Consider the following 23,948-nt stretch of genomic DNA (forward strand, 5'->3'; position numbering starts at 1 on the left):
CAATCGCTCTGGCGGAGTCAAACAGTGCAGCAAGTCAAGATTTTCAAATCCGTCGATACTGAACTCGACGACCTAGAAAAGCAGATCAATCGGTTCATTCGCAAGCACGGCGTCCGCGTGTTGTCGGTCACCGGCAACCTGTCCAACTCGCCCTCCGCCGGGAACGGTCCGATGAACACCTTCGCTGCCGGCGATGTGCTGATCATTCTGACCTACGAAATCGATGCGCCGCGCACCTAGACTGCTTGAGCGGAATACGGAATGAGTAGTGTAGAACAGAGCGTCGGGGTCGATGTGGGGGGGAATCCGCCACTTGATGCGATCGAGAAAGCCATTTCGGTGCTGGCCAATACCCTGGACCAACGCCGGGATCGACCAGTGACGGTGTCGGATCTGGCCGCCAGCGAGGGTGACGATCCCCTGCAACCTTTGTTGCTGGGATCTCAAAAAGCTGGCATCACGTTACAGGAAGCACCGATCGGATCTGTCGGCGAAATGTTTGCCATCGTCCGGCAGGGATACCCGTTGGTGTTCAGCTTGACCAACGATCAGCTGATCGTGTTGCAACGGCCCGACGCTGGCAAGATCGAAGCGGCATTGATCACCGATGAATTGAATCATTTAATTTTAGGGAAATCGCACCTCCGCCAGATGTTGGGCGACACCACCGGCGTGCGCATGTTCGTGGCCAAGAAAGAATTCGAATGCGAGTCGCTCTCGATGGCCGCCAATCCACTGAAGCACGAAAAATCAAAAAAATATCCCGATCCGCTGCATCGTCTGATCGCGCTACTGCATTTGGATCGCCGAGATATTGAACTCGTTGCACTGTTCGCCGGCGTCTCCGGCGTGTTGGGGTTGGCAACACCGCTGGTGGTTGAAAGCCTTGTCAACGTGGTCAGCTGGGGGATCTATTTTCAACCGCTGATGGTCTTGGCCGGGATGTTGTTGATCTGCCTGGGCATCGCGGGGTTCCTCAAGGTATTGCAGACCTGGGTGGTTGAAATCATCCAGCGCCGACAATTTGTTCGCATCGTCAACGATCTTGCCCATCGTTTTCCGCGCGCCGACCAGCGTGCCTTGGCGGGGGCGTATCCGCGTGAGCTGGCCAACCGCGTGTTTGACATCGTCACCATTCAAAAAGCCACTTCGGTGCTATTGCTGGACGGTGTTTCGATCGTGTTGACGACAATCATTGGGCTATTGCTGTTGGCGTTTTACCACCCGTTTCTGTTGGGATTCGACATCGTGTTGGTGATCACGATGGTCAGTATGACTTGGTTGCTCGGACGCAGCGGTGTGCGCACCGCGATCGACGAATCGGTTTGCAAATACAAAGTGGCCCACTGGCTGCAGGACATCATTGCGATGCCCACCGCGTTCAAAACCGGTGGCGGTGAACAACTGGCGATCCAACGTGCCAACCAATTGACCGCCGATTACATCAATGCCCGCAAACAACAGTTCGGCGTGGTCGTTCGCCAAGTCATCTTTGCCGTTGGGTTGCAGGTGGTCGCTTCGACCGCGCTGCTTAGTCTTGGGGGATGGCTGGTGATCGATGGGCAACTAACACTCGGGCAATTGGTGGCCAGTGAGTTGGTCGTGACGGTGGTGGTCGGTGCCTTCGCCAAAGCCGGCAAGTCGTTGGAAAAGTTCTACGACTTGATGGCGGGAATTGATAAAGTCGGCTATTTGTTAGACATACCGCCTGACCCACGCTGTGAGATCGGGGAAATACCGAGCGGACCGGCCGGTGTCGATTGGACCGATCTGGTGTTTGGGTCGCCCGGTGGCAGATGCACAGTGTCCGCCTCGCGCATTGATCCCGGGACACGGGTTGCCATCGTCGGTACCGCTCCGGATGCTCAATCGCAGTTTGCCAGGGCGGTCGCTGGCCTGGCCTCGCCTACCGCCGGAGTGATCCAAATCGCCAGCTACGACGCGATCGAAGCGGCGATTGCAGTACCAGGGCAACTCAGCGGCTATGCCGGACAACCCTCCATTTTCAGCGCCACGCTGCGGGAAAACATTGACTTGGGACGTGACGCCGTGCCACAAAATCGCGTTCGCGCTGCGATCCGAGATGTCGATTTAGAAGACACATTACGGCGACTGGATGACGGTTTGCAAACGCGACTCTTGTCCGATGGACAGCCGCTATCCAATTCCCAGCAAGCCCAATTGATGATCGCCCGAGCGATCGCATCCAGGCCCCGTCTACTGGTCATCGACGGCTTGTTGGATGGTTTGGACAAATCCACCCGCCGCCGCGTTTGGGATCGGATCGCTGATGACCAAGCCCCTTGGACCCTGCTGGTCGTGACGCAACATGACGACGTCGCCAGCTGGTGTGATCGCCAGATCCCGATTGAGAGACACCGATGATCAAGATGCCCGAATCCGTCGATGATTTCCCCTCGCTACAGATGGTTCGCACCGGCCGAATCGTGCGGATCATTGGCAAGGTGACATTCGTCGCCCTGATCATCTCGATTTTGGCGATGGTGTTCGTGCCCTGGCGGCAAACCGCGCGGGGAATGGGGATGGTGGTGGCCCTCGACCCCCAACAGCGCCCACAACCTCTGCTAAGTCCCTCCAAAGGGGTGGTCAGTTTTGTCAAGCCCGACCTGCGCGAAGGCAGCTATGTGAACGAAGGCGAATTGCTGCTGCGCTTGACTCCGTTTGCGGTCGACGGTGTCATGCAATTGGACACTCAGATCATCGCCATGGAATCCAAAGAGGTTTCGGCGTTAGCGAGTTTGGAGGTTGCCAAACAATCCGCGGAGCTACAGATCAGCAGCGGGCAACGGATGGCCGAATCATTGAAACAAGATTACCAGGCGGCACAGCAAAAATGGGAACAAGCCAAGAACGAAGTCACTTCGCTGCAAGCCGATTTGGAAGACAAACGCAATCAGTTGCAAATCGCTGAACAGGTCGCTGAGAAAGGATTGGTATCCCGCGAAGAACTGTTTTCCAAACGACGCGCCGTGGAATCGCAATCGGCCAAAGTGCTGAAGGCCGAGAATGCCGTTCAAGAAGTCTTTGCAGTGTTGCGTTCCAAGGAAGAAGAGATTGAGGCAAAAAAACAAGAAATCGACATCAAGAATCGATCCGCCAGTCAAAAGGTCTTGGAGGAAATGCAGAAGATCAACACGATCGAAAAAGAAATCCTGGATCTCCGCAACAAGCGCGGCGAACTCGATCGACTGGAGGTTCGCGCCCCCCGATCCGGCTACATCCAACAGTGGTTCGGCGTCGAAGGTAGCGACACGATCAAGGAAGGAGATCAGCTGTTCGTCATCGTGCCCGACGCCGATGAATTGTCGGTGGAGATGAAGGTCAGCGGTAACGACATGCCACTGATTCAACCGGGAGATCGTGTTCGATTGCAATTCGAAGGCTGGCCGGCGGTGCAATTTGTCGGCTGGCCCTCGGTTGCCGTGGGAACATTTGGCGGTAAGGTCAACCGAATCTTCCCAACTGATGATGGCAAAGGCTACTTTCGCGTCGTGGTCACGCCCGACAGCCATTTTCAGCGAGAGGAAGGTTGGCCGGATGACCGATACCTACGTCAAGGTGTACGGGCAAATGGTTGGGTTTTGTTAAAGCGAGTGCCTCTCGGCTACGAAATATGGCGTCAATTAAACGGATTTCCACCGATCGTCGCAGAGGACACTCCCAGCGAGGCAAAAAGCGACAAAGCCCCCAAGGTGAAGTTGCCAAAGCCCTAACTGGCTGCCGAACGGTTTGGTTCCGTTGCGTTTTCATGTGCGCAGTGCTGCCGGCATCCGCAGCGGTTGCTCAGCAGCCCCCCCAGCCGCAGAGCAGTGAACCCGTCGAGCAACGTGACGACAAATCGTTTGCCGCGTTTCTGGCCGAGGTTCAGAGTGAAGAGGTGGAGCCCGGACAGGCAGAGAGGCAGTCGTCACCGGCAGACCCAGATTCGCCTGCTGCGTCAGAGACAAACGAACTGGGGGACACGCTGACCTTGGCTGACGTCGTCGCCAGTCTGTATCGGTCGTATCCAGAAATCGAGCAGAGTCGGCAATTGCAAACCATCGCCGCGGGCGATTTGACGTCTGCCTACGGCGCCTATGACACAAAATTCCAAGCGGAATCGTTAAGCGAACCGTTGGGGTTCTACAAAACCTATCGCAACGGTCTAGCAGTGGCCCGTCAAACCTGGTGGGGCGGCTATGTTTCCGCCGGCTACCGCATTGGGCGCGGCGACTATCAACCCTGGTACAAAGGGCGGCAAACCGACGATGCGGGAGAATTCAAGTTGGGTGTCGCACAGCCGCTGTTGCGTGGACGTGCCATCGACCCTCAGCGTGTTGCCGTCTTTCAAGCATCCTTGCAACAACAGGCCGCCGCGCCGCGAGTCCGACAGAGCATCCTGGATATTTCGCGACAGGGAATCGACCTGTATTGGCAATGGGTCGCTGCCGGCGCCACCCTGCAAGCACAGCGAGAGCTATTGGAACTGGCTGAGAAACGTGGCGAACAGTATCGCGTCGGTGTCACGGCTGGCAAGTTTGCCGAAATCGATTTGATCCTGAATCAGCAACTGATCGCTGAGCGCCGAGCGGCGCTGCTCAAGGCGGATCAGAAATTTCGCGCCACCGGATTCAAGTTGGGATTGTATCTGCGAGACGATCAAGGCCAGCCAATGCCCCCGCAGATCGATTGGTTGCCGATGCAGTTTCCGAAAATTGAAAGCCAACCCCGTTTAGATCTGGCCACGGAACTTGCCGGCGCCATCGCGCGTCGGCCGGAGACCGAATTGCTGCGTTTGGAATATCGTAGCGTCGATTGGGACCGCCGGCTGGCACGCAATGACACGTTGCCTCGAATCGACTTTGTCACCGAAGCTTCCCAAGACATGGGAGCACCAGCCACCAAAGCGGACGACAAGGGAGAGTTTGAACTGGTGATCGGGTTCCGCAGTGAAGTTCCGATACAACGTCGCAAGGCCCGCGGTAAAATCCAATCGACGTCCGCAAAATTGGTCCAGATCAACGAAAAACTTCGGCTCACACGCAACAAGATTGCAACCGACATCCAAGTCCAATCCAACCGTTTGGAACTGGCGTTCCAGATCGTCAACCAGACCGAAGCCGCGCTGACGGCCGCCATCGAGACGCTGCAACGCTACCGGTTTGCGTTTGACACTGGAAAAATCGATTTGATTTATTTGAACTTGCTGGAAACCAAGGCGAATGAGTCGGAGATCAAATTGGTCGATGCGCAACGAGAATGGTTTTCAGCGTTGGCGGAATTGCAACTGGCACTGGGGCTCGATCCGTTGGACCAAGCGATGATCATTTCGATGCTGCCCGAAAGCAACATGCCGGGCCCAGGCAAATTGCCTGTTCCCCGCCGCTTGGATGCGAATCAATTTGAAACCGACTGGCAACGTCACCGCCGCAATCAACCTTAAGATTGCCGGAACATTTCCCCACTGACTTTCCCGTAGCTGGACCGGCCACGGTTCAGACTCACCCTGTATCCCAGTCCGACTGAACCCTGGCGGGATCAGCTACGAAGAATCCACGTCAACCCCGTAGCTGGGCCGGCCACGGTTCAGATTTCCCCTGTATCCCAGGCCAACTGAACCCTGGCGGGATCAGCTACGAAGAATCCACGCCAACCCCGTAGCTGGACCGGCCACGGTTCAGACTCACCCTGCGTCTCAGGCCGACTGAACCCTGGCGGGATCAGCTACGAAGAATCCACGCAACCCCGTAGCTGGACCGGCCACGATTCAGACTCACCCTGTATCCCAGTCCGGTCTGAACCCTGGCGGGATCAGCTACGAAGAATCCACGCCAACCCCGTAGCTGGACCGGCCACGGTTCAGACTCACCCTGCATCCCAGGCCGGTCTGAACCCTGGCGGGATCAGCTACGAAGAGAATCGATCCCAACCCCGTAGCTGGACCGGCCACGGTTCAGATTTTCCCTGCATCCCAGGCCGGTCTGAACCCTGGCGGGATCAGCTACGAAGAATCCACGCCAACCCTGTAGCTGGACCGGCCACGGTTCAGATTTCCCCCTGCATCCCAGACCGGTCTGAACCCTGGCGGGATCAGCTACGAAGAATCCAGGCCAACACCGTCGCTCACCCCAATTTCCAGGGCGATCGGTATTCATAGTGCAATAACTTGTTGGCTTCGTCGTCGTCGATGAAAGACTCCGATTTGGCATCCCAATTCAGGCGGCGACCGACTGTTTGCGAGATGTTCGCAATCAAACTCATCGTCGTACTGCGATGACCGATCTCGACATCGGCATTGGGCAACTCGCGGCTCTTGATGCAATCCAGGAAGTTCCGAGCATGGTCCTCGGTCAACACTGCGTTGCCACCGGTGACAGCCTTCTTGATCGGTTTCATGCGTGGGCCGCGCGGAGCGAACTGCCCGCCGGTTTCAGGAATGATCTCGTACTCGCGCTCGCTGACATAGCAGGTGCCGTTGGTGCCACGCAGTTCGATTTCGCCTTGTTGGATCGCTGCATTGCCACTGGTTTCGTATTGACCAAAGATCGCTAATCGTCCCGATTCAAACTCAAACGTCACCTGCATCGTGTCGGGGATGGTGCGGTCATCGTCGACGGCATAGTTGCCGCCCATGGCGCACACGCTCGATGGTGCCTCGTCGCCCGTGCACCAGCGGATGGCATCCAGATAATGCACGCCCCAGTTACCCATCTGTGAGGAATACTTTTGCCACCATCGAAACTTGTAGGGTGCAATGTTGCTTTGATAGTCACGCTCGGCGCGGGGTCCCAGCCACATGTCCCAATCCAATGTCTCCGGCGGCGTCGATGGACCGACTTTGCCGATGCCGCCGGGAAACATATTGCTGGTTCGGAAGGCGCGACTGACACAGACTTTGCCGATCAACCCGTCGCGAATCTGTGGCGCCAATTCACGATACAACTTGCTGCTGCGGCGGTGTGTCCCAACCTGGACGATTCGATTGTTACGACGTGCCGCATGAACCATCGCTCGGCCTTCGCGAACCGTGACCGAAAGCGGTTTTTCCACGTACACATCTTTACCAGCGTCGCATGCCGCGATGGCTTGAATCGCATGCCAGTGGTCCGGCGTGGCGATCACGATTGCATCGATGTCATCGCGATCGATGACCTGGCGGAAATCGCGGTACGGTTTCGGCTTGCCGTCTAACTTTTGAACGGTTTTGTCCAGCGTCACCGAATCGACGTCACACACCGCGACGATTTCACAATCCTTGTGCGGCAGGAACGCATCGATCAGCTGACTGCCTCGGTTTGCGGTCCCGATGAACCCCAAACGAACGCGATCACCGGCAGCAGCCACCGCCGAAGTGGCGGCAAGGGATGCAGCGGCTGTGACAGCACCAGTGAACTGACGTCGATTTGGCATCGGGCTTTTCCTTGAAGGTGTCGGTGGAATCTTACAGGTACTCGCGGTTTTTGACCAATCCTGGCATCGGCACGCTGTAGGTGCCATCGGGTTTGGGCTGCAAGGGTGACTCCGAATCTTGCGTCAGATCGGCAACACCGGGGGCGAATTCATGCGTGTGTTTCATGAATTCATCAAGCGTGATCTCTTGACCGGTGTGCGCGGCCATCCGCCCCATGCTGGTCACCGCACTGGCCATCACGCCCCGTTCGACTTCGTTGTAGGGCGTGTCGTTTCGAATCGCCGTGATCAAATCGTCCCATTCCAACTGGTACGGATTCGGTTCGGGTTGCGGGTACTCCCAGACCAAATTGTCTTTGTCGAAGTTTTGCCCGCTATAGATCCGGGACTTCGCCGGCGTGTGCGAAGCGGTCGAGATCACGGCAGTGCCTTTGGTGCCGTGCGCAAAACTGGCAAATTCACGTTTGCAGCCCGGCATGGTCCTACCGTCGACAAACAATTTTGCCCCATCGTCAAAGGTGTACTCGATCGAGTAGACGTCAAAGTTTTGATCCACATCTTCACCACGATAGTGGCGCCCCCCACAGGCGATCGCGCTGACCGGCCAAGCGTTCTTCATCCAGCAAGATTCGTCGATGTTGTGAATCAGAAAATCACTGACCGCACCGCCGCTGAGCCACAAAAAGCCATGAAAATGTTTGATCTGGTACATCAGGTCGCTCAGGTCACCCGGATTCGGGGGTGCGGCGGCCGAGCCGGTCTGGCCTGACATCCGGTACGCTCGCAACATCATCAGATCGCCGATTTCGCCGTTTTGAATCCGATCAAAGAGCTCTTGCCGGGCCACGCAGTGACGGCACATTAGCCCCACGGCAACTTTCAAATTCTTTGCCACCGCGGCTTTGTTGATCCCCAGCATTCGCACCGACGTTGGCGCGTCGATCGTGACCGGTTTTTCCATGAACACGTTCAATCCGCGTTCGATTGCATAGCTGTATTGCACCCAGCGAAACGCTGCCGGCGTGGTCAAGATCACCACATCACCTGGCTCCAAGGCGTCCATCACTTGTTTGTAGGCGTCGAAACCGACAAACCGTCTTTCTTCCGGCACGTCGACTTTGGAACCCACTTGTTTATGGGTCGACAAAGACGCGTGAGTGCTTTTGATCTTGTTCTCAAACACGTCTGCCAAAGCGACCAATTGGATCGGCCCGTTGTCGACCGACAGCGCGTTCAATGCAGCACCGGTGCCCCGCCCGCCACAACCGACCAGTCCGACGCGAATCAAGTTGTCTTCCGCCGCATGCACCGTTTGCCCCGCAGCAGCGGCCAAGGTGGTCGCAGCGGCTGCCGCGTGGGTCGTGGTTTTTAAAAACTGGCGTCGTGTCGGTTGCGTCATCGTCGAGGTCTCTGGCTGTTAAAAAAGGGAGGGATCGTTCAGCAATTTTGTATCAACGGGCAAAACTAACGATTCATTCTTCGGGATCTAACTGTTCCGGTTCAGATTTATCCCATTTGGCTGACTTGGCATCTGCGTCGGGGGCGACCAAGGGTCGCACGATTCGGAAGCCGACCGACTGGGCGTCGGTGTGGTACCAAATGCTTCTGGGAACCTGTGGATCTTGTTGTTTCCATTCTTCGTCGGATGGTTTTCTCGCGGCGCTGCGGAGCACTTCGGGGTCGTCATCCCAACCACCACCGCGAACAACCCGCGGATAAAGTGTCTTGGGAATCACCAGTGGATCCACCGTTTCGGTGATCGAATCAAATGGCGTGTACTGATCCAACACCCATTCGGAAACATTGCCGTGCATGTCGTACAACCCCCAGGCGTTGGGCTGCTTTTGGCCGACCCGATGGTAGGTATCGTCACTGTTATCGAAAAACCATCCATGGTCCTCCAGTTGATCGGGATCGTCGCCAAAACAGTAGGAAGTGGTGCTGCCCGCGCGACAGGCGTATTCCCATTCGGCTTCGGTCGGCAATCGATAGTAGCGACCTGTTTTTGCCGATAGCCATTTGCAATACGTCCGGGCGGCGTGTTGCGTCATGCAGATCGCGGGAAAATCTTCCCGCCCACGCCCAAAACTCATGTCGGTGTAGGGTTCGGTCGGTTTCGACACACCGTCCACAGCCAAATCGCGTGCTGTCGGTTCAAGCGACAACAACTTTCGCATCCGCTGATCGATTTCCTCATTCCAGACATCGTATTGATCCCAAGTGATCTCACACTTGCTCATCCAAAACGGTGAAATCGTGACCTTGCGTTGCGGCCCTTCGTCGTCGCCGCGATCCGGTTCGGTGTCGGGACTGCCCATCATGAATTCGCCGCCTGGAATCGGGACCAACTCGATCTTTAGCTCGGTATGCTCGATGGGTTCCGCATACGCTTTCATTTCAGAAGCGTTGTTGGCGTTTGCGTTTTCCACCGCCAAGGCTTCGACCGGGGTGTCTGCGTGGACCGTTGCGGTGGCTGCCAACCATGCAACAGTGATCGTCAGCATCGCAGGCAACAGGCGAGCTAGGATGGATTCGTGGGGGTGCAATCGAGCGTGTTTCACTGGTATCGATCAAGTAAGCGAGAGGAATTCGAAACGAGAGAGTTTACGACGGTGGAAGCGCGCCAAGTCATTCGATGCAATACAGGCGTTTGTCGCTTCGCAGCAACAACCGATTGCCGACAATCGCCGGAGTCGCGTTGAATCGTTCGCTGTCATCACCGAGCACGTTGACGGCCAATTCTTTGTATTCGGGCGCGGCGGCCAAGACTAACACGCCTTTGTCCCGGGTCGTCAAGAACAGCTTGGAACCGTCACTGACGATCGAACCGTAGACACGACTGCGAGTTGGCATCCGCTCGCGAAACATTTCCTCGCCATCGGCAGTGCGCAGGCAAAGTGCGATTGATTTGTCGTGCGACCAATACAAATGATCGCCCACAACGATTGGACTGGTCACGTTGGCGCCGCGTGATTGGTGCCAAACCAAATGAGATTGAGACACGTCGCCCCGACCACCGGGACGAACGACCACGGTTTGATTGGAACGCCCACCGCTGCAATACAACAGTCCGTCCTGGGCGACGACACAGGGAACCACATAGTCGTCGATGCCATCACAATTCCAAAGCCGCTGGCCTGTGGCGGGATCGAAACCCAAAATCGTGTCTTGTTGATTGAGCACCAATTCGACGCTGCCGCTTTCAAGTTGAATTAATGTTGGTGTCGTCCAAGCCTTGGTGATTCCGTCGGCTTGCCAGCGAGTTTCTCCGGTGGACTGATCCAGTCCGAACAGAGTGCCTGATTCGATTGATGCGTTTTGGATCACCAGGTCTTGATAAAGAATCGGACTGGCCGCAGCACCAAAGCCGACCGCCTGGGTCCCCAGACTGCGTCGCCAGCGGATGTCGCCGTCGTGGGAAACCGCCACGATTCCCGAGGGACCAAAAAACGCATACACACCGCTATCATCCACGCAGGGCGTCGGCGATGCGTAGCCATGTTCGGCAACGCGTTTGCCCAATGCCTGTTCTTCGGCGGCGGGTTTGACGGGGCAGTCCCAAATCAGTTTTCCGTCATCCAGCGAGAGGCACAATACATGCAGCATCAACGCATCGCGATCACCGGGGGCTTCGACGTCCATCGCATATCCGGTGTAGGCCGTCAAAAAAACACGGTTGTTCCAAACCACGGGACTGCTGCTGCCTTTGCCAGGCAAATCAGTCTTCCACGCCAAGTGCTCGGTCTCACTCCAAGTCGTCGGCAAATCGGCTGGAACGACACCGGAACCATCAGGGCCGCGAAAACGATTCCACTGCTGTGCCTGGGCGGTTGCGGGAACGATCAAAAACCAGCTGGCCAGACAAACCAAACTGCATAGAAAAAGACGAACCATGCGACGCTGGAAAATTGAAGGACGAGACGGGGAGGGAACTCAGGCGGCCAGATCGGCCATCGGCGGGAAGTCGCTATTTTACCAGGATCAATGGGCACCGGGGTGAAGTATTCAGGCGGCGATGACAGTCATTCCGGGCTTGTTTCCGATTCGCTACAATTCAGTCGCGTTCCGTCTCGGGGCGACACTTTCATTCGACACCGTTGTATCGCTGGAAAAACATGTTCAAAGGGCTAGGGAATCTCGGCAATATTGCGTCCATGATGGCCGCTTTCAAAGAGTTGCCGCAGAAAATGCAAGAACTGAACGTGAGGATGAAATCCGAGCACGTCAGCGGGACCTCCTCCTGTGGCCGCGTTCGCGTGGTGGTCAATTGCGTCGGCGAAGTGCAAACCGTGTCGATCAACGACGAAGGGATGGACAGCAACGACACTGCTCAGGCAGTGCTAGAGGCCACCAACCAGGCGAGTGCGACCGCCAAACAAACCTATGCTGATTCGATCCGTGAGATGGTCGCCGGCATGAATCTAGACATTCCCGGCATCGAAGGGCTGCTAACGTCCTTCACCGGCGGTTGATCAAACGAGATTATCGAAGTGGAAAAGCACGCCGGCGCGGTTTCAGAACTGGTCGACCAACTCGGACGCCTGCCGGGCATCGGCCGGAAAAGCGCGGAACGATTGGCATTTCACCTGTTGCGTGTCCCAGAAACCGAGGCGTTGGCACTGGCTGATGCGATTCGCCGGATTCGCAATGACGTGCGCTACTGCAGCGCCTGTTTCAACCTCTGTGAAGACGATTTGTGCGCGATCTGTCGCTCGGATCAGCGTGACACCACACGATTGTGTGTCGTCGAACAACCGCGTGATCTAATGAGTCTGGAGCAATCCCAGGCATTTAACGGGCTGTATCACGTCCTGCTCGGGCGGATCGCCCCGCTCGATGGAATCGGCCCCGATCAATTGACGATTGACGCGTTGGTCGATCGGGTGCGGCACGGCAATTTTGTCGAAATCATCATGGCGACCAATCCGACCGTCGAAGGCGATGGCACCTCGCTGTACATCAGCAACCAGCTGAGCGAGTACCCCGTCCAGATCACCCGCCTGGCACGCGGCATCACCGCTGGAAGTGTCCTAGAGTACGCAAATCGCGAAATGATCGCAGATGCGCTCACCGGCAGGCAAAATTTGTAGAGATTGGCACAAGATATGCTTGCCGAAGTCATAAAATAGGTATGATGAGGGCGTGCCCAAGGATGCCGGCATGTCGCTGCACGACGTAACTGCAGCACCCAAAAGAGCGTCTGATTTGTCAATAACGAATCCCATGAGCGGAATGCGAATGTCGATGGGCCTGCAGGCCCGCATGGTCCAAACGCAAAAACTTGCGCCACGGATGATCCAGTCGATGGAAATCTTGCAATTGCCGATGCTGGCGTTGCAGGAACGAATCGAACAGGAAATGAATGAGAATCCGTTGCTGGAACAGCAGGACACTGATCCTAGCGATCCGGACGACATGAACGACGCGCCCAGCGCCGACACCCGCAGCGAAGACGAAAAAGAGTTGGTCGTCAAAGACGAAGGCGACAACTCCGACGACTTCGAACGTCTGCAAAACATGGTGGCGGAACTGCCGAGCACCTTTGACGATTCCTTCCGTCGCTCCTCCGGTGGTATGCAGGACGAAGCGGATCGCCGCCACGACCTGATGGCCAACGCCCAGTCGCGCCCCGAATCGTTGAACGACTATCTGCTTCACCAATTGGCCGAAATGGACATCGACGATGATGTCGAACGACTGGCCGAACGAATCATTAGCACGTTGGATGCCCGCGATGGCGGCTACCTGCGGACCCCGCTATCAGATCTGCTGCCGGGCGACCATAGCGTGGAGGATTACGAAGTCGCCGAGCGTGCCTTGGCCGTCGTGCAATCTCTGGAGCCGACCGGAATCGCAGCCCGCAGTCTGAGCGAATGTTTGTTGGCTCAGCTGCGCCCCGAGTTTCCGCACTACGAAGAGATGCAGAAGCTGATCAGCGAATACCTGGAAGACCTGGCAGCCAACCGGTTGCCGCAAATCCAAAAAGGCACCGGGTATTCGATCGATCTGATTCAAACCGTTCGCGACGAATTACAGATTTTGAACCCCAAACCCGGCGCCGCGTTCATGGAAACGTACGTGCCGAACGTGACACCGGACATCATCTTGGAACAAGACGATGACGGAGAGTACAAAATCCGGCTGGACGATGATCGTGTTCCGACCTTGTACATCAGCGAATACTATCGGCGCCGCTTGCAAGATCCCAGCTGCACCACCGACGAACGCGAGTACATCAAACGCAAAATCAACAGTGCCCAGTGGTTGATCGAATCGATCGAGCAACGGCGCAGCACGCTGACCAAAGTTGCCGAAGCCATCGTCGCCCATCAAAAGAAGTTCTTTGATGAAGGCCCCGAAGCGATCGAACCGTTGAAGATGCAACAGATCGCCGAGATCGTCGGCGTTCACGTGACCACCGTCAGCCGTGCGGTCAACGACAAATGGATGCAAACCCCACGGGGCATTATTCCTCTGCATCGATTGTTTGTCGGCGGCACCCAAACCGATGACGGCGAAGACGTGGCTTGGGATACGATCCGATTGAAGTTGCAAGAGTTGATCGACAGCGAAGACAAACGCGATCCGCTAAGCGATGAAAGCCTGGTCAAAAAATTGGCGGAAGAGGGAATGACCGTTGCCCGTCGCACCGTGACCAAGTATCGCAAGCGAATGGGGATCCCCAGCAGCCGCCAACGCAAAGATTGGTCACTGACCAAAAAGTAATCCGCCGATGACGGCTTCCCCTGACGATTCCGCCGAATCAACCGATGGCCCAGCGGCCGTTGGTTTTGAGCACGCCGCAGCCAAAGTCCGATCCTTTCCGACGACGCCCGGCGTGTACTTGATGAAGGACGAAGCCGGTCGCGTGATCTATGTCGGCAAAGCGAAGAATCTGCGCAGCCGCGCCGGCAGTTACTTTTTAAAAGCTGCTGCCGAGGACGCCCGCACCGCGACCTGGATTCAGGAGATCGCAGACATTGATTTCATGGACTGTGAAAGCGAAGTCGATGCGCTGCTGATGGAGGCTCGGCTGGTCAAGGACATCCAGCCCAAACACAACAAAGATCTGAAAGACGACAAATCGTTTCCCTATCTGATGATCACCACCCGCGAGGAATTCCCACGCGTCGAGGTCACACGGGAACCGAAATCCAAAGGCGTCAAACTGTACGGCCCGTTCCCCAGCGCCGGGGCGCTGCGGGGCGCTATTCAAGTCCTGCAGCGAATTTTTAAATTCCGTACCTGTTCGCTGGACATCACCGAGTCGGACGAAAAATGGAAATGGTTCCGCCCCTGTCTGTTGGCCAGTATCAACCAGTGCACGGCGCCCTGTAATTTTCGCATTGGCAAAGACGAATATCGCCGCGACATCAAGCGTTTGCAAACGTTTCTCGAAGGCGGAAAAAGAAAACTGCTGCGAGAGATGAATGACGAGATGCTGGCCGCCAGCAAAGAACTGGATTTTGAGCGAGCAGCAGTGCTGCGCGATGAAATCCAAATGCTGGAGCGATTGGAAGAACGCGGTGAGCTGGAGACGCATGCCCAACCAGAAGTGTTTTACATCGACCCCCAAAAGGGACTCACGGGGCTGCGCAAAGTGCTGGGATTGGCCGAGACACCGCGCGTGATCGAAGGCGTGGACATCGCGCATTTGGGCGGTGGCCAGACCGTCGCCAGTCTGGTCCAGTTCATTGATGGGCTGCCATTCAAGCCGGGTTACCGACGATTCAAAATTCAAGATGTCGACGGCATCGACGATTTCCGCAGCATCTACGAAGCCGTCTCGCGGCGGTTCCGGCGACTGAGTGACCAGCAGGAATCGTTTCCGGATCTGCTACTGATCGACGGCGGCAAAGGGCAACTTAATTCGGCCATGGCCGCGTTCCGCGATCAAGACATCACTCCGCCGACCGTGATCTCGTTGGCCAAACGCGATGAAGAAATTTTTCGCCCCGGTGACAGCGAACCATTGCGGTTAAGCAAGAGTTCGTATGCACTGCGATTGTTGCAATACGTCCGAGACGAATCACACCGATTTGCACAGCACTATCACCACATCCTGCGCAACAAATCAACTTTCGATCGCTAACGTTCGAAACAATCGCCGCCCCAACCCCGTAGCTGGACCGGCCACGGTTCAGACTCCCCTTGTGCCCCAGGCTGTCTGCTAAAATTTCCCCAACACCGTAGCTGGACCGGCCACGGTTCAGACTCCCCCAGCATCCCAGGCCGGTCTGAACCCTGGCGGGATCAGCTACGAAGAATCCAGGCCAACCCCGTAGCTGGACCGGCCACGGTTCAGATTTCCCTTGCATCCCAGGCTGTCTGCTAAAATTTCTCCAACACCGTAGCTGGACCGGCCACGGTTCAGACTCCCCCAGCATCCCAGGCCGGTCTGAACCCTGGCGGGATCAGCTACGAAGAATCCAGGCCAACCCCGTAGCTGGACCGGCCACGGTTCAGACTCCCCCAGCATCCCAGGCTGTCTGCTAAAATTTCCCCAACCCCCGTAGCTGGGCCGGCCACGGTTCAGACTTCCCCAGCATCCCAGGCCGACTGAACCCTGGCGGGATCAGCTACGAATCATGAGAGGCATTTCGCCCATGACCAAGCACGACTACTTGCGACGTCTGGAACCGGAGCATTATTGCGGTGAGGCGTGGGTCCACTGGTCACTGACAACGGAACATCGATCGACGGGATGGTTAACGCCCAAATTTCTCTATCGGTTTCGTGAAATCCTGACTCACACCTGCTTTCGCTATCGAGTTGCCTGCTTCATCTATTGCCTGATGCCCGACCACGCGCACCTACTCTGGCATGGGCTGTCGATCCGAACAAATCAACTCATTGCGATGGAGTTCTTCCGTAAACGATCCAACGAGTCATTGCGTCGAATCGGATTCGAGTGGCAGCAGCAAGGGCACGATCGCGTACTGCGGGAAAAAGAACTCCAAGAAACGAATCTCGAAGGAATCGGTGAGTACATCGCACGCAACCCTGAACGGAAAAAACTCGTTCCCGTTGATCACTTCGCAGACTACAAGTACACCGGATGTTTGCTACCGGGTTATCCCGAACTTCGGTTGTTTCAGCCCGATTCATGGACGCGAGTCTGACGCGCGATGGCCTATCTCAAGCGGACCGAGGTGTTCAATCAGCCCGGCGCGGATCCGCGCTCTCCAACACCGTAGCTGGACCGGCCACGGTTCAGATTTCCACTGCATCCCAGGCCGGTCTGAACCCTGGCGGGATCAGCTACGAAGAATCCAGGCCAACCCCGTAGCTGGGCCGGCCACGGTTCAGATTTCCCAGGCACGCCGGCCGGTCTGAACCCTGGCGGGATCAGCTACGATTCTGACTGCGGAACTGCATCCGCTTGACGCTATAGGGTGACGGGATCGAACAGGTCGTCGATTCGGCCAGTGCTATCGGCAAACGTCTCGAGTGGGACACCGGCTTTATTCAGCAAGGTCAGATGCAGGTTCGACAACGGCATCGGTTTGTCGTATCGGATGTGTCGTCCACCTTGCAGGCCCGCCGCGCCACCGCCGGCGACTAGAATCGGCAGGTTGGTGTGATCGTGAGCATCCGGATTGCCCATTCCACTGCCGTACAAAAACAGTGATCGATCCAACATGGTCGAGTCACCTTCGGGGATTTTTGAAAGCGATTCCAGAAATTCGGCAAACAGCGACACATGAAACTGGTTGATTTTGGCGACCTTGGCCAGTTTTTCAGGATTGTTTCCGTGGTGCGTGGTGGGGTGGTGCGGGTCGGCAACACCGATTTCCGGATACGCTCGATTGCTGGCTTCACGAGCCAACTGAAACGTCGACACACGCGTGATATCGCCACGAAATGCCAACGTCTGTAATTCGAACATCAATCGTGCGTGTTCGGCGTACTCTGCCGGCACGCCCACCGGTCGATCCAGATCCGGCAATGGGTTGTCCTTGGCGGACGATTCGGCACTCACGATCCGGCGCTCCACCTCACGAATACTGGTCAGGTAATCATCGACAACGTTGCGGTCGTTCGCGCCCAAGCGGTTTTGCAGTCGCTTCATTTCCACGGCGATCGAATCGAGCAGGCTGGCCCGCTTGCGCAGCGCGGCCCGTCGTTGTTGGACGTTGCCGCCGTCACCAAACAACATTTCGAACACCAACCGCGGATGTGATTCCGACGGCAGCGGAGTGGTCGGCGAAGACCACGACAGGTTGTTTTGATAGACACAGGCGTAACCATTGTCACACTGACCGACGGTGTTGGCCGAATCCATCGCCAACTCCAGCGATGCCAGTGGAGATTTTGATCCCAATTGGCGCGCAGCGACTTGGTCAACGGTCGTTCCCAAGAAATAGTCGGTGCTCTCGGTCAATTTTGCACGTGCGGCACTCAGGAAGGCCGAGTTGCTGGTCGCGTGCGATCCTGGATAGGCGTTTTGCAAATCCATACCTGTCATCACGGTCAATTGATCTTTGACCGGTTCCAACGATTGCAGGCTGGACGGCAATTCACCCAGTGCGCCACTGTCGCCTTGCGGTGTCCATTCGGCGGGATTGAAACCCATCGGAATGTAGACGTAACCGATCCGTTGAATCGGCGTCGGCGTTGGGAGAGCCCCCGCGCTGGCGCCGGGGATCATCGCATCGAGTAACGGCATTGAGATGGCCACACCGCTGCCGCGCAGCAGCGTCCGACGGGAGAGCGTTTTTGAGCTAAGACTCATCGACTTGTTCGCATCAGGAAAGGTGGACTGTGAGTGATTCCAGACACCAGGTCTGAAAAACGATAATGATCTTGTGCCGCAGCGGTGACGATTTGTCGGACGGCGGGACCGTCGTCATGGGTGACCGGACGACCGACCGCATAGGTCACTAATTTTTCCGTCAGTGCGGTGACGAATAATGCAGGACGTTTCAGTATACCCTGCTCCAACTCCTGCACGCCAACCACTTCTTGCCCGTCCGGTAGACGCCCGCTCGCGTCGACAGGCTCACCCTCCACCGTCATTCGCCAACGACCGACCGCGTCATAGCGATCCAGGGCAAAACCGACCGGATCGATTAAATCATGACAACTGGCACAGGCGGCATCGGACCGGTGCTGCGCCAATGCATCGCGGAAGGACAATGGTTGGGCGGATGATTTCTCTTTGATCGTCGGCACGTTTGGTGGCGGTGGCGGTGGCGGTGTGCCCAGCACATTTTCCAACACCCAGGCACCGCGAATCGTCGGCGACGTTCGTGTTGCGTAGGACGTGGCCATCAGCACACTGCCCTGGCGCAGTAGTCCACCGCGATGCCACTGCGGACGCAATTCGACCTGACGAAAGTGGCTGCCGACGACACCTGGGATGTCGTAATGCATGGCCAAGCGATCATTTAGAAACGCATGCTTACTGTCGATCAATTCCATCACGCTGGCGTCGCGGGCGATCACATCGGCAAACAGCAATTTGGTTTCTTGCGCGAACGCTTCTCGCAAGTTGTTGTCGAAACTGGGGAACTTACGAAGATCCGGTGTGATCGACGGCAGATTTCGTAGGTACAACCATTGATCGGCAAAGTTGTCGACAAGTGATTGGCTGCGCGGATCAGCCAACATCCGCCGCGTCTGGGCGTCCAACACCTGCGGATCAGTCAGCTGTCCAGATTCGGCCAGCGACAACAGTTCTTCGTCCGGCAGACTGCTCCACAGAAAAAACGATAACCGGCCGGCCAATTCTACCGGATGGATCGGATAGGCCACGCCAGGTGGCAGATCGGCAGGCTGCTCGATCGCGCGGAACAGAAAATTCGGGTTGACCAAAATGCTGGTCAATCCGGCTTCGACACCCGCCTCAAACCTCGCTTGCAACGTTCGCGCTTGTTGGTCCGGCATCAACTGCGAATACGATTGTTGAAAGAACTGCATCGGCACGGCAAGATCCGCCGGCTCGATCGGACGCCGATAGGCCTTGCGTAAAAGATTCGAAAACACCTGCTCCGCAGCTTCGTTGGCCGTCATGTTCGTATTCGGCCGCGCCACAAACACGGCGCGTCGACTTGCCGAATGTTCATCGTCGGCGGCACCCGGGCGGCGATCGTCGGGTGCGTCCTGGCTGTGAAACGGACCGACAATGGAGACTTCGTGAACCGCTGGCGTTTGCCGTGGATGACGGTGGCGGTTGTAACTGGCATCAAAAGGTTCGCGTTTGATTTCCAAAAGCGACGTCGATTTTTCTGGAAACGTCACACCGATCTGATGTGATCCGGCGGTCAATGTCACTCGCACGTTGAAATCGGCGTCATAAGTCGAGTGACCTTTGTTGCCGCGAATCGGTTTCAATTCAAAACGATGCTCACGCTGACGATCGACCAAGACGTCTAATTCGTGTGGCTCATTCATCCCTTCGATTCGTTCATCACGATCACGTGTCAAGCGAACTTGGATTTCGTACACCCCGTCGCGGGGAAAGTGATGCTGAACCAAAGTGCCACCACGGGTGCCCAGCGGCAGACCGGTGACATGACGCTCCTGACTTTGATCGGGTGGAACACGAATAGTGATCCCGCCAGGGGCCGACACAGAACTGCCAATTGCTGCACGGCTGATCTGCGTGGCGGCTGTCAAATAGCGGTCGATCAACAAGGGTGAAAGCTCACCGACGGTGATGTTGTCGAAACCGTCGCTCGATGAATCCGGCGGCAAGATTTCGCTGACATCCAACTCGACCGACAGCAGGTCGCGAATCGAATGCTTGTACTCCGTCCGCGTCAGTCGACGCAGCGGTTCGGTGACCCCCGCATAAGGATGCTCCGACGCACGGCGTTGCAAAATCCTCGCCATCGCATGCTCGACCGCCGCGTACTCGGATTCATCTGGCTGGCCATAGTCCGGCGGTGGCATTTGCCGACTGCCGATCCGCAGCAAAACTTTCTCCCAGGCTGCCACATCGATCTCGGCTGATTCACTGTCTTCGCCACTGCCCCCCAAGCCAAAATCACTCAGCTCAAAACCTCGCTCGGCATCCGCCCCGGTGTGACAATCCAAACAATGTTCGACAACAAATTGGGCGGTCAATGCCGAGTCGACTGAGTCATCGGGAGTCTGCGCTTGCAGCGGACGACGGTGGACGACAGCCAGACAAACCGCTAAGACGAACGCAATCCGCAATGATTGCTGGAGGGGCGATTGCTGGAGACGCATAGACGGATAATGGGACGCGAGCGGGAATGGGGAGGGAGGATTTGACTTTCTGTGTCGTAGCTGGGCCCGCCAGGGTTCAGTCGGTCTAAGCCCTGGCGGGCTCAGCTACGGGAACTGAACCATTTAATGATACACGATCCTGCCGTTGCGAGTCTACAAAGTGGCATTCTGGGTCATTGACAAATGAATTGCCCCCATTCCACCCTCACGACCTGCCCCATTCACTGAATCCGTGCCAGTCGACGTCTATTGCCTAACCGATGCACTCCATGCCAACGCATTGCGCTGCGGAAATGATCGTGCATTGATTTGGATCTCTCCGGCAGACCCAAATCACGCCCGGTCGGTCACCTGGTCAGAACTGAATCGTTGGGTGGGTGCGCTGGCCCGTCGACTTGTCGAAACGACCTCGATTAGGTTTGCCGACGATGGCGAGACCGAACATCGACGAATCAGTCACGCGGTTGAAAACCACTCTGACGATGTACTGATGGCACTTGCCTGCCAAGCAGCCGGCATCGTCGAATTCCCGATTGATGCATCCGGCGGCCAGCCCTATGTACAGGCCTGCCGCAACAGAGCCGACGCCGACTGGATCGATCAATCATCCAAGCACCAATTGGTTTGCCAGGCGTGGGAGCATCGTGACTGCGGCGATGTATCGCTAGGCACACCGACAGCCATCGCCCCGCAGCGGGACGCATTGGTGCTGTGGACCAGCGGCACGACTGGCGAACCCAATGGCGTGGTGTTGTCACACGCCAGTTTGCTGTGCAACGCGCAAGCCAAGCTATCGGCGGTCCCGCAAACGCGCGAGGATCGACGTTTAACGGTGTTGTCGATCGCACATGCCTATGCGCGAACCTGTGATTTGGGAACCTGGTTGTTGTCGGGCTGTGAATTGGCGATTGCGCGCGGTTACGAGGGTTGGACAGCGCTAGCCGAAACGTATCAGCCGACTCACTGCAACAGTGTCCCTAGTTTAGCCAGTCGTATCTTGCACGACGGGCCGCTGCCCGACTCATTGCGGGTGCTTGGATGTGGTGGCGCGGCGCTCGCGGCAGCCGACTTTGAAGCCTGGCGGCAGCGCGATGTTGCTGTCGTGCAAGGTTACGGACTGACCGAATCAGGGCCGGTGATTTCCAGTCAAACGCCAGCGGATTGCATCGCGGGATTTGCCGGACGATTGGTCAGCGGCTGGGAGCATCGGATCGAACAGGATCGCCTGTGGGTCCGCGGCGCACATCAAATGAGCCGTTACTGGATGGATCCACATTCGACAAAGCAGCGAATTGATGCCCAAGACTGGTTGGACACGGGTGATCTGGTCCGCATTTGCGACGACTCGGGTCAGCTACAGATCTTGGGACGCAGCGATGACCGGCTGGTTCTAAGCAACGGTTACAAAGTGGATCCGATGTGCATCGAAAAACGGTTGCAATCGATCCTCGGGGTGCGCACAGCGGTGATCACGATCAATCCGGACGGGCGGTCGGTTGACGCTTGGTTTGAAATGCAGGATGCGGGCGCGTCACCCCCGTCGACCGGCGCGATCTTGTCGACACACCCCAGCTGGGAACAACCGCGACAACTGCGAACGTTCACGATCCCGCCCCAGGATCGTGAGAGCCTGTTTAATCGCAAGGGGTCGATCCGACGCCAGCCGATGCTGCGATTTCTGAGCCACATCGCTCAATCGCAGTCGTGACAGGCGTTTCCGTTGTAGCGCCACGGGTTTCGTGATCGGGCATCACAGCGGTATCATACGAGTTGTGCGCTGGGAATCGGATGCGCCCCACGCAGAGTCTTCTCACCCGGATAACAACTACATGGCCGTCGACAACAAGACACTCTTTCCCAGCGAACTTCTGAGACGTCTGCACTCGCTGCACCTGCAAAAGGCAGATCTGAAATCGCAATTGGATCGAGGTCCGCGGCAGGTCAAAGCCGGAGAGACGATTGTCGCCGAGTGCAAACAAGTATTGGAAAATGCGAAACAGGCGGTCAAAACCGCGACGGTGGCCTGTGACGAGAAACAGCTTCAACTGAAGTCTCGTGAAGACCACATTGAGCAACTCAAAGCCAAGCTCAATATGGCAGCCAGCAACAAAGAGTTCAACTTGCTGAAGGAACAGATTGCCGCGGACGAACAGGCCAACAGCGTCCAGAGCGATGAAATCCTGGAAGGCTTGGAGCGGATCGACGAGCTTGGAGAAGCGATCCAACAAGCGCAGCAGGAATTGGAGCAAAAATCGAAAGAGCATGACGAGCGGGTGGAGAACATCGCCAACCGAATGGAAGTGGTTCGGGCGGACCTGGATTACGTGGTCAGTGAACTTGAGAAATCAGAAAAAGACGTGCCCGCGGCCGCGCGATCGGAGTACCGGCGATTGATCGAGGGCCGTGGTGACGAGGCACTGGCGCCGATCGAAGAAGATTCCTGTGGCGGATGCAACCAAACGTTGACCACACAAATGGTTGATCGTGTGCGTTTGGGTTTCCTGACTCACTGCCCGGCCTGTTCGGCATGGCTGTACCACACCTGAATCCAATGGGTCGCGGCCGATGATGGTGTTGGGAATCGTGGGATCGCCGGCAGGCGGCAAATCAACGGCGGCCTCGTTTCTGGCCGAGCAGGGCGCGCAGTGGATCAATGCCGACTTGATCGCCCGCGACTGCCTGCAACATGCTGACGTCATCTCTCAATTAACGGCGCGGTTTGGCAGCGGCTTGCTGACCGAACAAGGAACCATCGATCGCGCCCAAGTTGCCGATCTGGTCTTTGGCACCGATTCCGCAAAACGCGAAAACCTTGCCTTTTTGGAATCACTGGTGCATCCCCGCACCCGGATTGAGATTCGGCGCCAGCTGATTGCCGCCGCCCAGGATGGTTTTTCGGTGGCGCTACTAGACGTCCCGCTACTGTTTGAATCGGGATGGGACCGCGGCTGCGACAGCATTTGGTGCGTGCATGCTACGCGTGCCCGTCGACTGCAGTGGATCCAAAATCGCGGCTGGGATTCCCAGGAACTGGACCGACGCGAAGCCAACCAGATGCCAATAGAGTCGAAATGTCGGCTCAGTAATGTTGTTATGTTGAATGATGCGACCTTAGATGCTTTGCATCAAAATCTCCGACGTCACTGGGAACAGATCGCTAGAATGATGGACGCACAAACCCGACGGGCCACTGCAGATCGCTCCAGCCCAACGCGTCACTGTGTCACTGATCGGCCAATGCGTTGACCTTTTCTGCTGACGTCTTGCACCCGTTTGCGGTGGCCGATCGCTTATCCCTCTATCCCTCCCCACCTTTGCTCTCCGCTAGCAAGCTCCACTCT

Annotated in this window: 18 protein-coding genes; 12 read left to right on the forward strand and 6 right to left on the reverse strand. The window is 56.7% G+C overall.

All coding sequences use genetic code 11. From position 1 onward, the window contains the following. Window positions 1–24: 24 nt before the first annotated feature. The 4 genes from NHH03_RS14465 to NHH03_RS14480 are packed head-to-tail and all read left to right on the forward strand — an operon-like array spanning window position 25 to window position 5,443. Entirely contained in the window at window positions 25–240 is a 216-nt protein-coding gene (locus NHH03_RS14465) for a hypothetical protein (protein WP_253157266.1), read from the forward strand. Between the two features lie 21 nt (window positions 241–261). Then, window positions 262–2,385 carry an ATP-binding cassette domain-containing protein gene (locus NHH03_RS14470; RefSeq protein ID WP_253157267.1) on the forward strand — a complete coding sequence of 708 codons (2,124 nt, stop codon included), beginning with the start codon at window positions 262–264 and terminating at the stop codon, window positions 2,383–2,385. A gap of 5 nt (window positions 2,386–2,390) precedes the next feature. Continuing rightward, window positions 2,391–3,734 carry an HlyD family secretion protein gene (locus tag NHH03_RS14475; protein ID WP_253157268.1) on the forward strand — a complete coding sequence of 448 codons (1,344 nt, stop codon included), beginning with the start codon at window positions 2,391–2,393 and terminating at the stop codon, window positions 3,732–3,734. 35 nt (window positions 3,735–3,769) lie between these two features. Then, a complete protein-coding gene (locus NHH03_RS14480) occupies window positions 3,770–5,443 on the forward strand; it encodes a TolC family protein (protein ID WP_253157269.1) in 1,674 nt (557 codons plus the stop codon). Between the two features lie 680 nt (window positions 5,444–6,123). Here the strand turns inward: NHH03_RS14480 and NHH03_RS14485 are convergent. From NHH03_RS14485 to NHH03_RS14500, 4 genes are all read right to left on the reverse strand, one after another. Continuing rightward, entirely contained in the window at window positions 6,124–7,410 is a 1,287-nt protein-coding gene (locus NHH03_RS14485) for a Gfo/Idh/MocA family protein (RefSeq protein ID WP_253157271.1), read from the reverse strand. Between the two features lie 31 nt (window positions 7,411–7,441). Continuing rightward, complete coding sequence (locus tag NHH03_RS14490; protein ID WP_253157273.1) at window positions 7,442–8,809, reverse strand: Gfo/Idh/MocA family protein; 1,368 nt, start codon at window positions 8,807–8,809, stop codon at window positions 7,442–7,444. 73 nt (window positions 8,810–8,882) lie between these two features. After that, window positions 8,883–9,971, reverse strand: a complete 1,089-nt coding sequence (locus NHH03_RS14495) for a formylglycine-generating enzyme family protein (protein WP_253157275.1) — start codon at window positions 9,969–9,971, stop codon at window positions 8,883–8,885. A 67-nt stretch (window positions 9,972–10,038) separates the two neighbouring features. After that, entirely contained in the window at window positions 10,039–11,304 is a 1,266-nt protein-coding gene (locus tag NHH03_RS14500) for an outer membrane protein assembly factor BamB family protein (protein WP_253157277.1), read from the reverse strand. A 221-nt stretch (window positions 11,305–11,525) separates the two neighbouring features. On the opposite strand from NHH03_RS14500, the gene NHH03_RS14505 reads away from it, so the two are divergent. The 5 genes from NHH03_RS14505 (at window position 11,526) to NHH03_RS14525 (ending at window position 16,532) form a co-directional block, all read left to right on the forward strand. Further along, window positions 11,526–11,882 (forward strand): YbaB/EbfC family nucleoid-associated protein, encoded by a 357-nt coding sequence (locus tag NHH03_RS14505; protein ID WP_253157279.1) that lies wholly within the window; start codon window positions 11,526–11,528, stop codon window positions 11,880–11,882. 18 nt (window positions 11,883–11,900) lie between these two features. Continuing rightward, window positions 11,901–12,500 (forward strand): recombination mediator RecR, encoded by a 600-nt coding sequence (recR, locus tag NHH03_RS14510; protein ID WP_253157281.1) that lies wholly within the window; start codon window positions 11,901–11,903, stop codon window positions 12,498–12,500. A gap of 133 nt (window positions 12,501–12,633) precedes the next feature. Next, complete coding sequence (gene rpoN, locus NHH03_RS14515) at window positions 12,634–14,136, forward strand: RNA polymerase factor sigma-54 (RefSeq protein WP_449339287.1); 1,503 nt, start codon at window positions 12,634–12,636, stop codon at window positions 14,134–14,136. Window positions 14,137–14,143: 7 nt separating this feature from the next. After that, the gene (locus tag NHH03_RS14520) at window positions 14,144–15,502 is read left to right on the forward strand and encodes an excinuclease ABC subunit UvrC (RefSeq protein ID WP_253157282.1); all 1,359 of its coding nucleotides are present in this window, start codon (window positions 14,144–14,146) and stop codon (window positions 15,500–15,502) included. Window positions 15,503–16,016: 514 nt separating this feature from the next. Then, a complete protein-coding gene (locus NHH03_RS14525; RefSeq protein WP_253157283.1) occupies window positions 16,017–16,532 on the forward strand; it encodes a hypothetical protein in 516 nt (171 codons plus the stop codon). A gap of 266 nt (window positions 16,533–16,798) precedes the next feature. Here the strand turns inward: NHH03_RS14525 and NHH03_RS14530 are convergent, their stop codons facing one another. Further along, window positions 16,799–18,145, reverse strand: coding sequence for a DUF1552 domain-containing protein (locus NHH03_RS14530; protein WP_253157284.1), 1,347 nt, complete (start codon window positions 18,143–18,145; stop codon window positions 16,799–16,801). Further along, window positions 18,142–20,607: a DUF1592 domain-containing protein gene (locus tag NHH03_RS14535; protein WP_253157285.1), complete on the reverse strand. Its 2,466-nt coding sequence runs from the start codon at window positions 20,605–20,607 to the stop codon at window positions 18,142–18,144. The genes NHH03_RS14530 and NHH03_RS14535 overlap by 4 nt, the downstream gene beginning before the upstream one ends. A 232-nt stretch (window positions 20,608–20,839) precedes the next feature. Here NHH03_RS14535 and NHH03_RS14540 point away from each other — a divergent pair, with 232 nt between their 5' ends. The 3 genes from NHH03_RS14540 to coaE all read left to right on the forward strand — a co-directional run bounded on the left by NHH03_RS14540 (window position 20,840) and on the right by coaE (window position 23,853). Next, entirely contained in the window at window positions 20,840–22,315 is a 1,476-nt protein-coding gene (locus NHH03_RS14540) for a class I adenylate-forming enzyme family protein (protein WP_253157286.1), read from the forward strand. A gap of 121 nt (window positions 22,316–22,436) precedes the next feature. Continuing rightward, window positions 22,437–23,153 (forward strand): zinc ribbon domain-containing protein, encoded by a 717-nt coding sequence (locus tag NHH03_RS14545; RefSeq protein ID WP_253157287.1) that lies wholly within the window; start codon window positions 22,437–22,439, stop codon window positions 23,151–23,153. 19 nt (window positions 23,154–23,172) lie between these two features. Further along, window positions 23,173–23,853 carry a dephospho-CoA kinase gene (gene coaE, locus NHH03_RS14550; protein WP_253157288.1) on the forward strand — a complete coding sequence of 227 codons (681 nt, stop codon included), beginning with the start codon at window positions 23,173–23,175 and terminating at the stop codon, window positions 23,851–23,853. The last annotated feature ends 95 nt before the right edge of the window (window positions 23,854–23,948 follow it).

The sequence above is a fragment of the Stieleria tagensis genome, from assembly GCF_024129865.1.
GTDB classification, from domain to species: Bacteria; Planctomycetota; Planctomycetia; order Pirellulales; family Pirellulaceae; genus Stieleria; species Stieleria tagensis.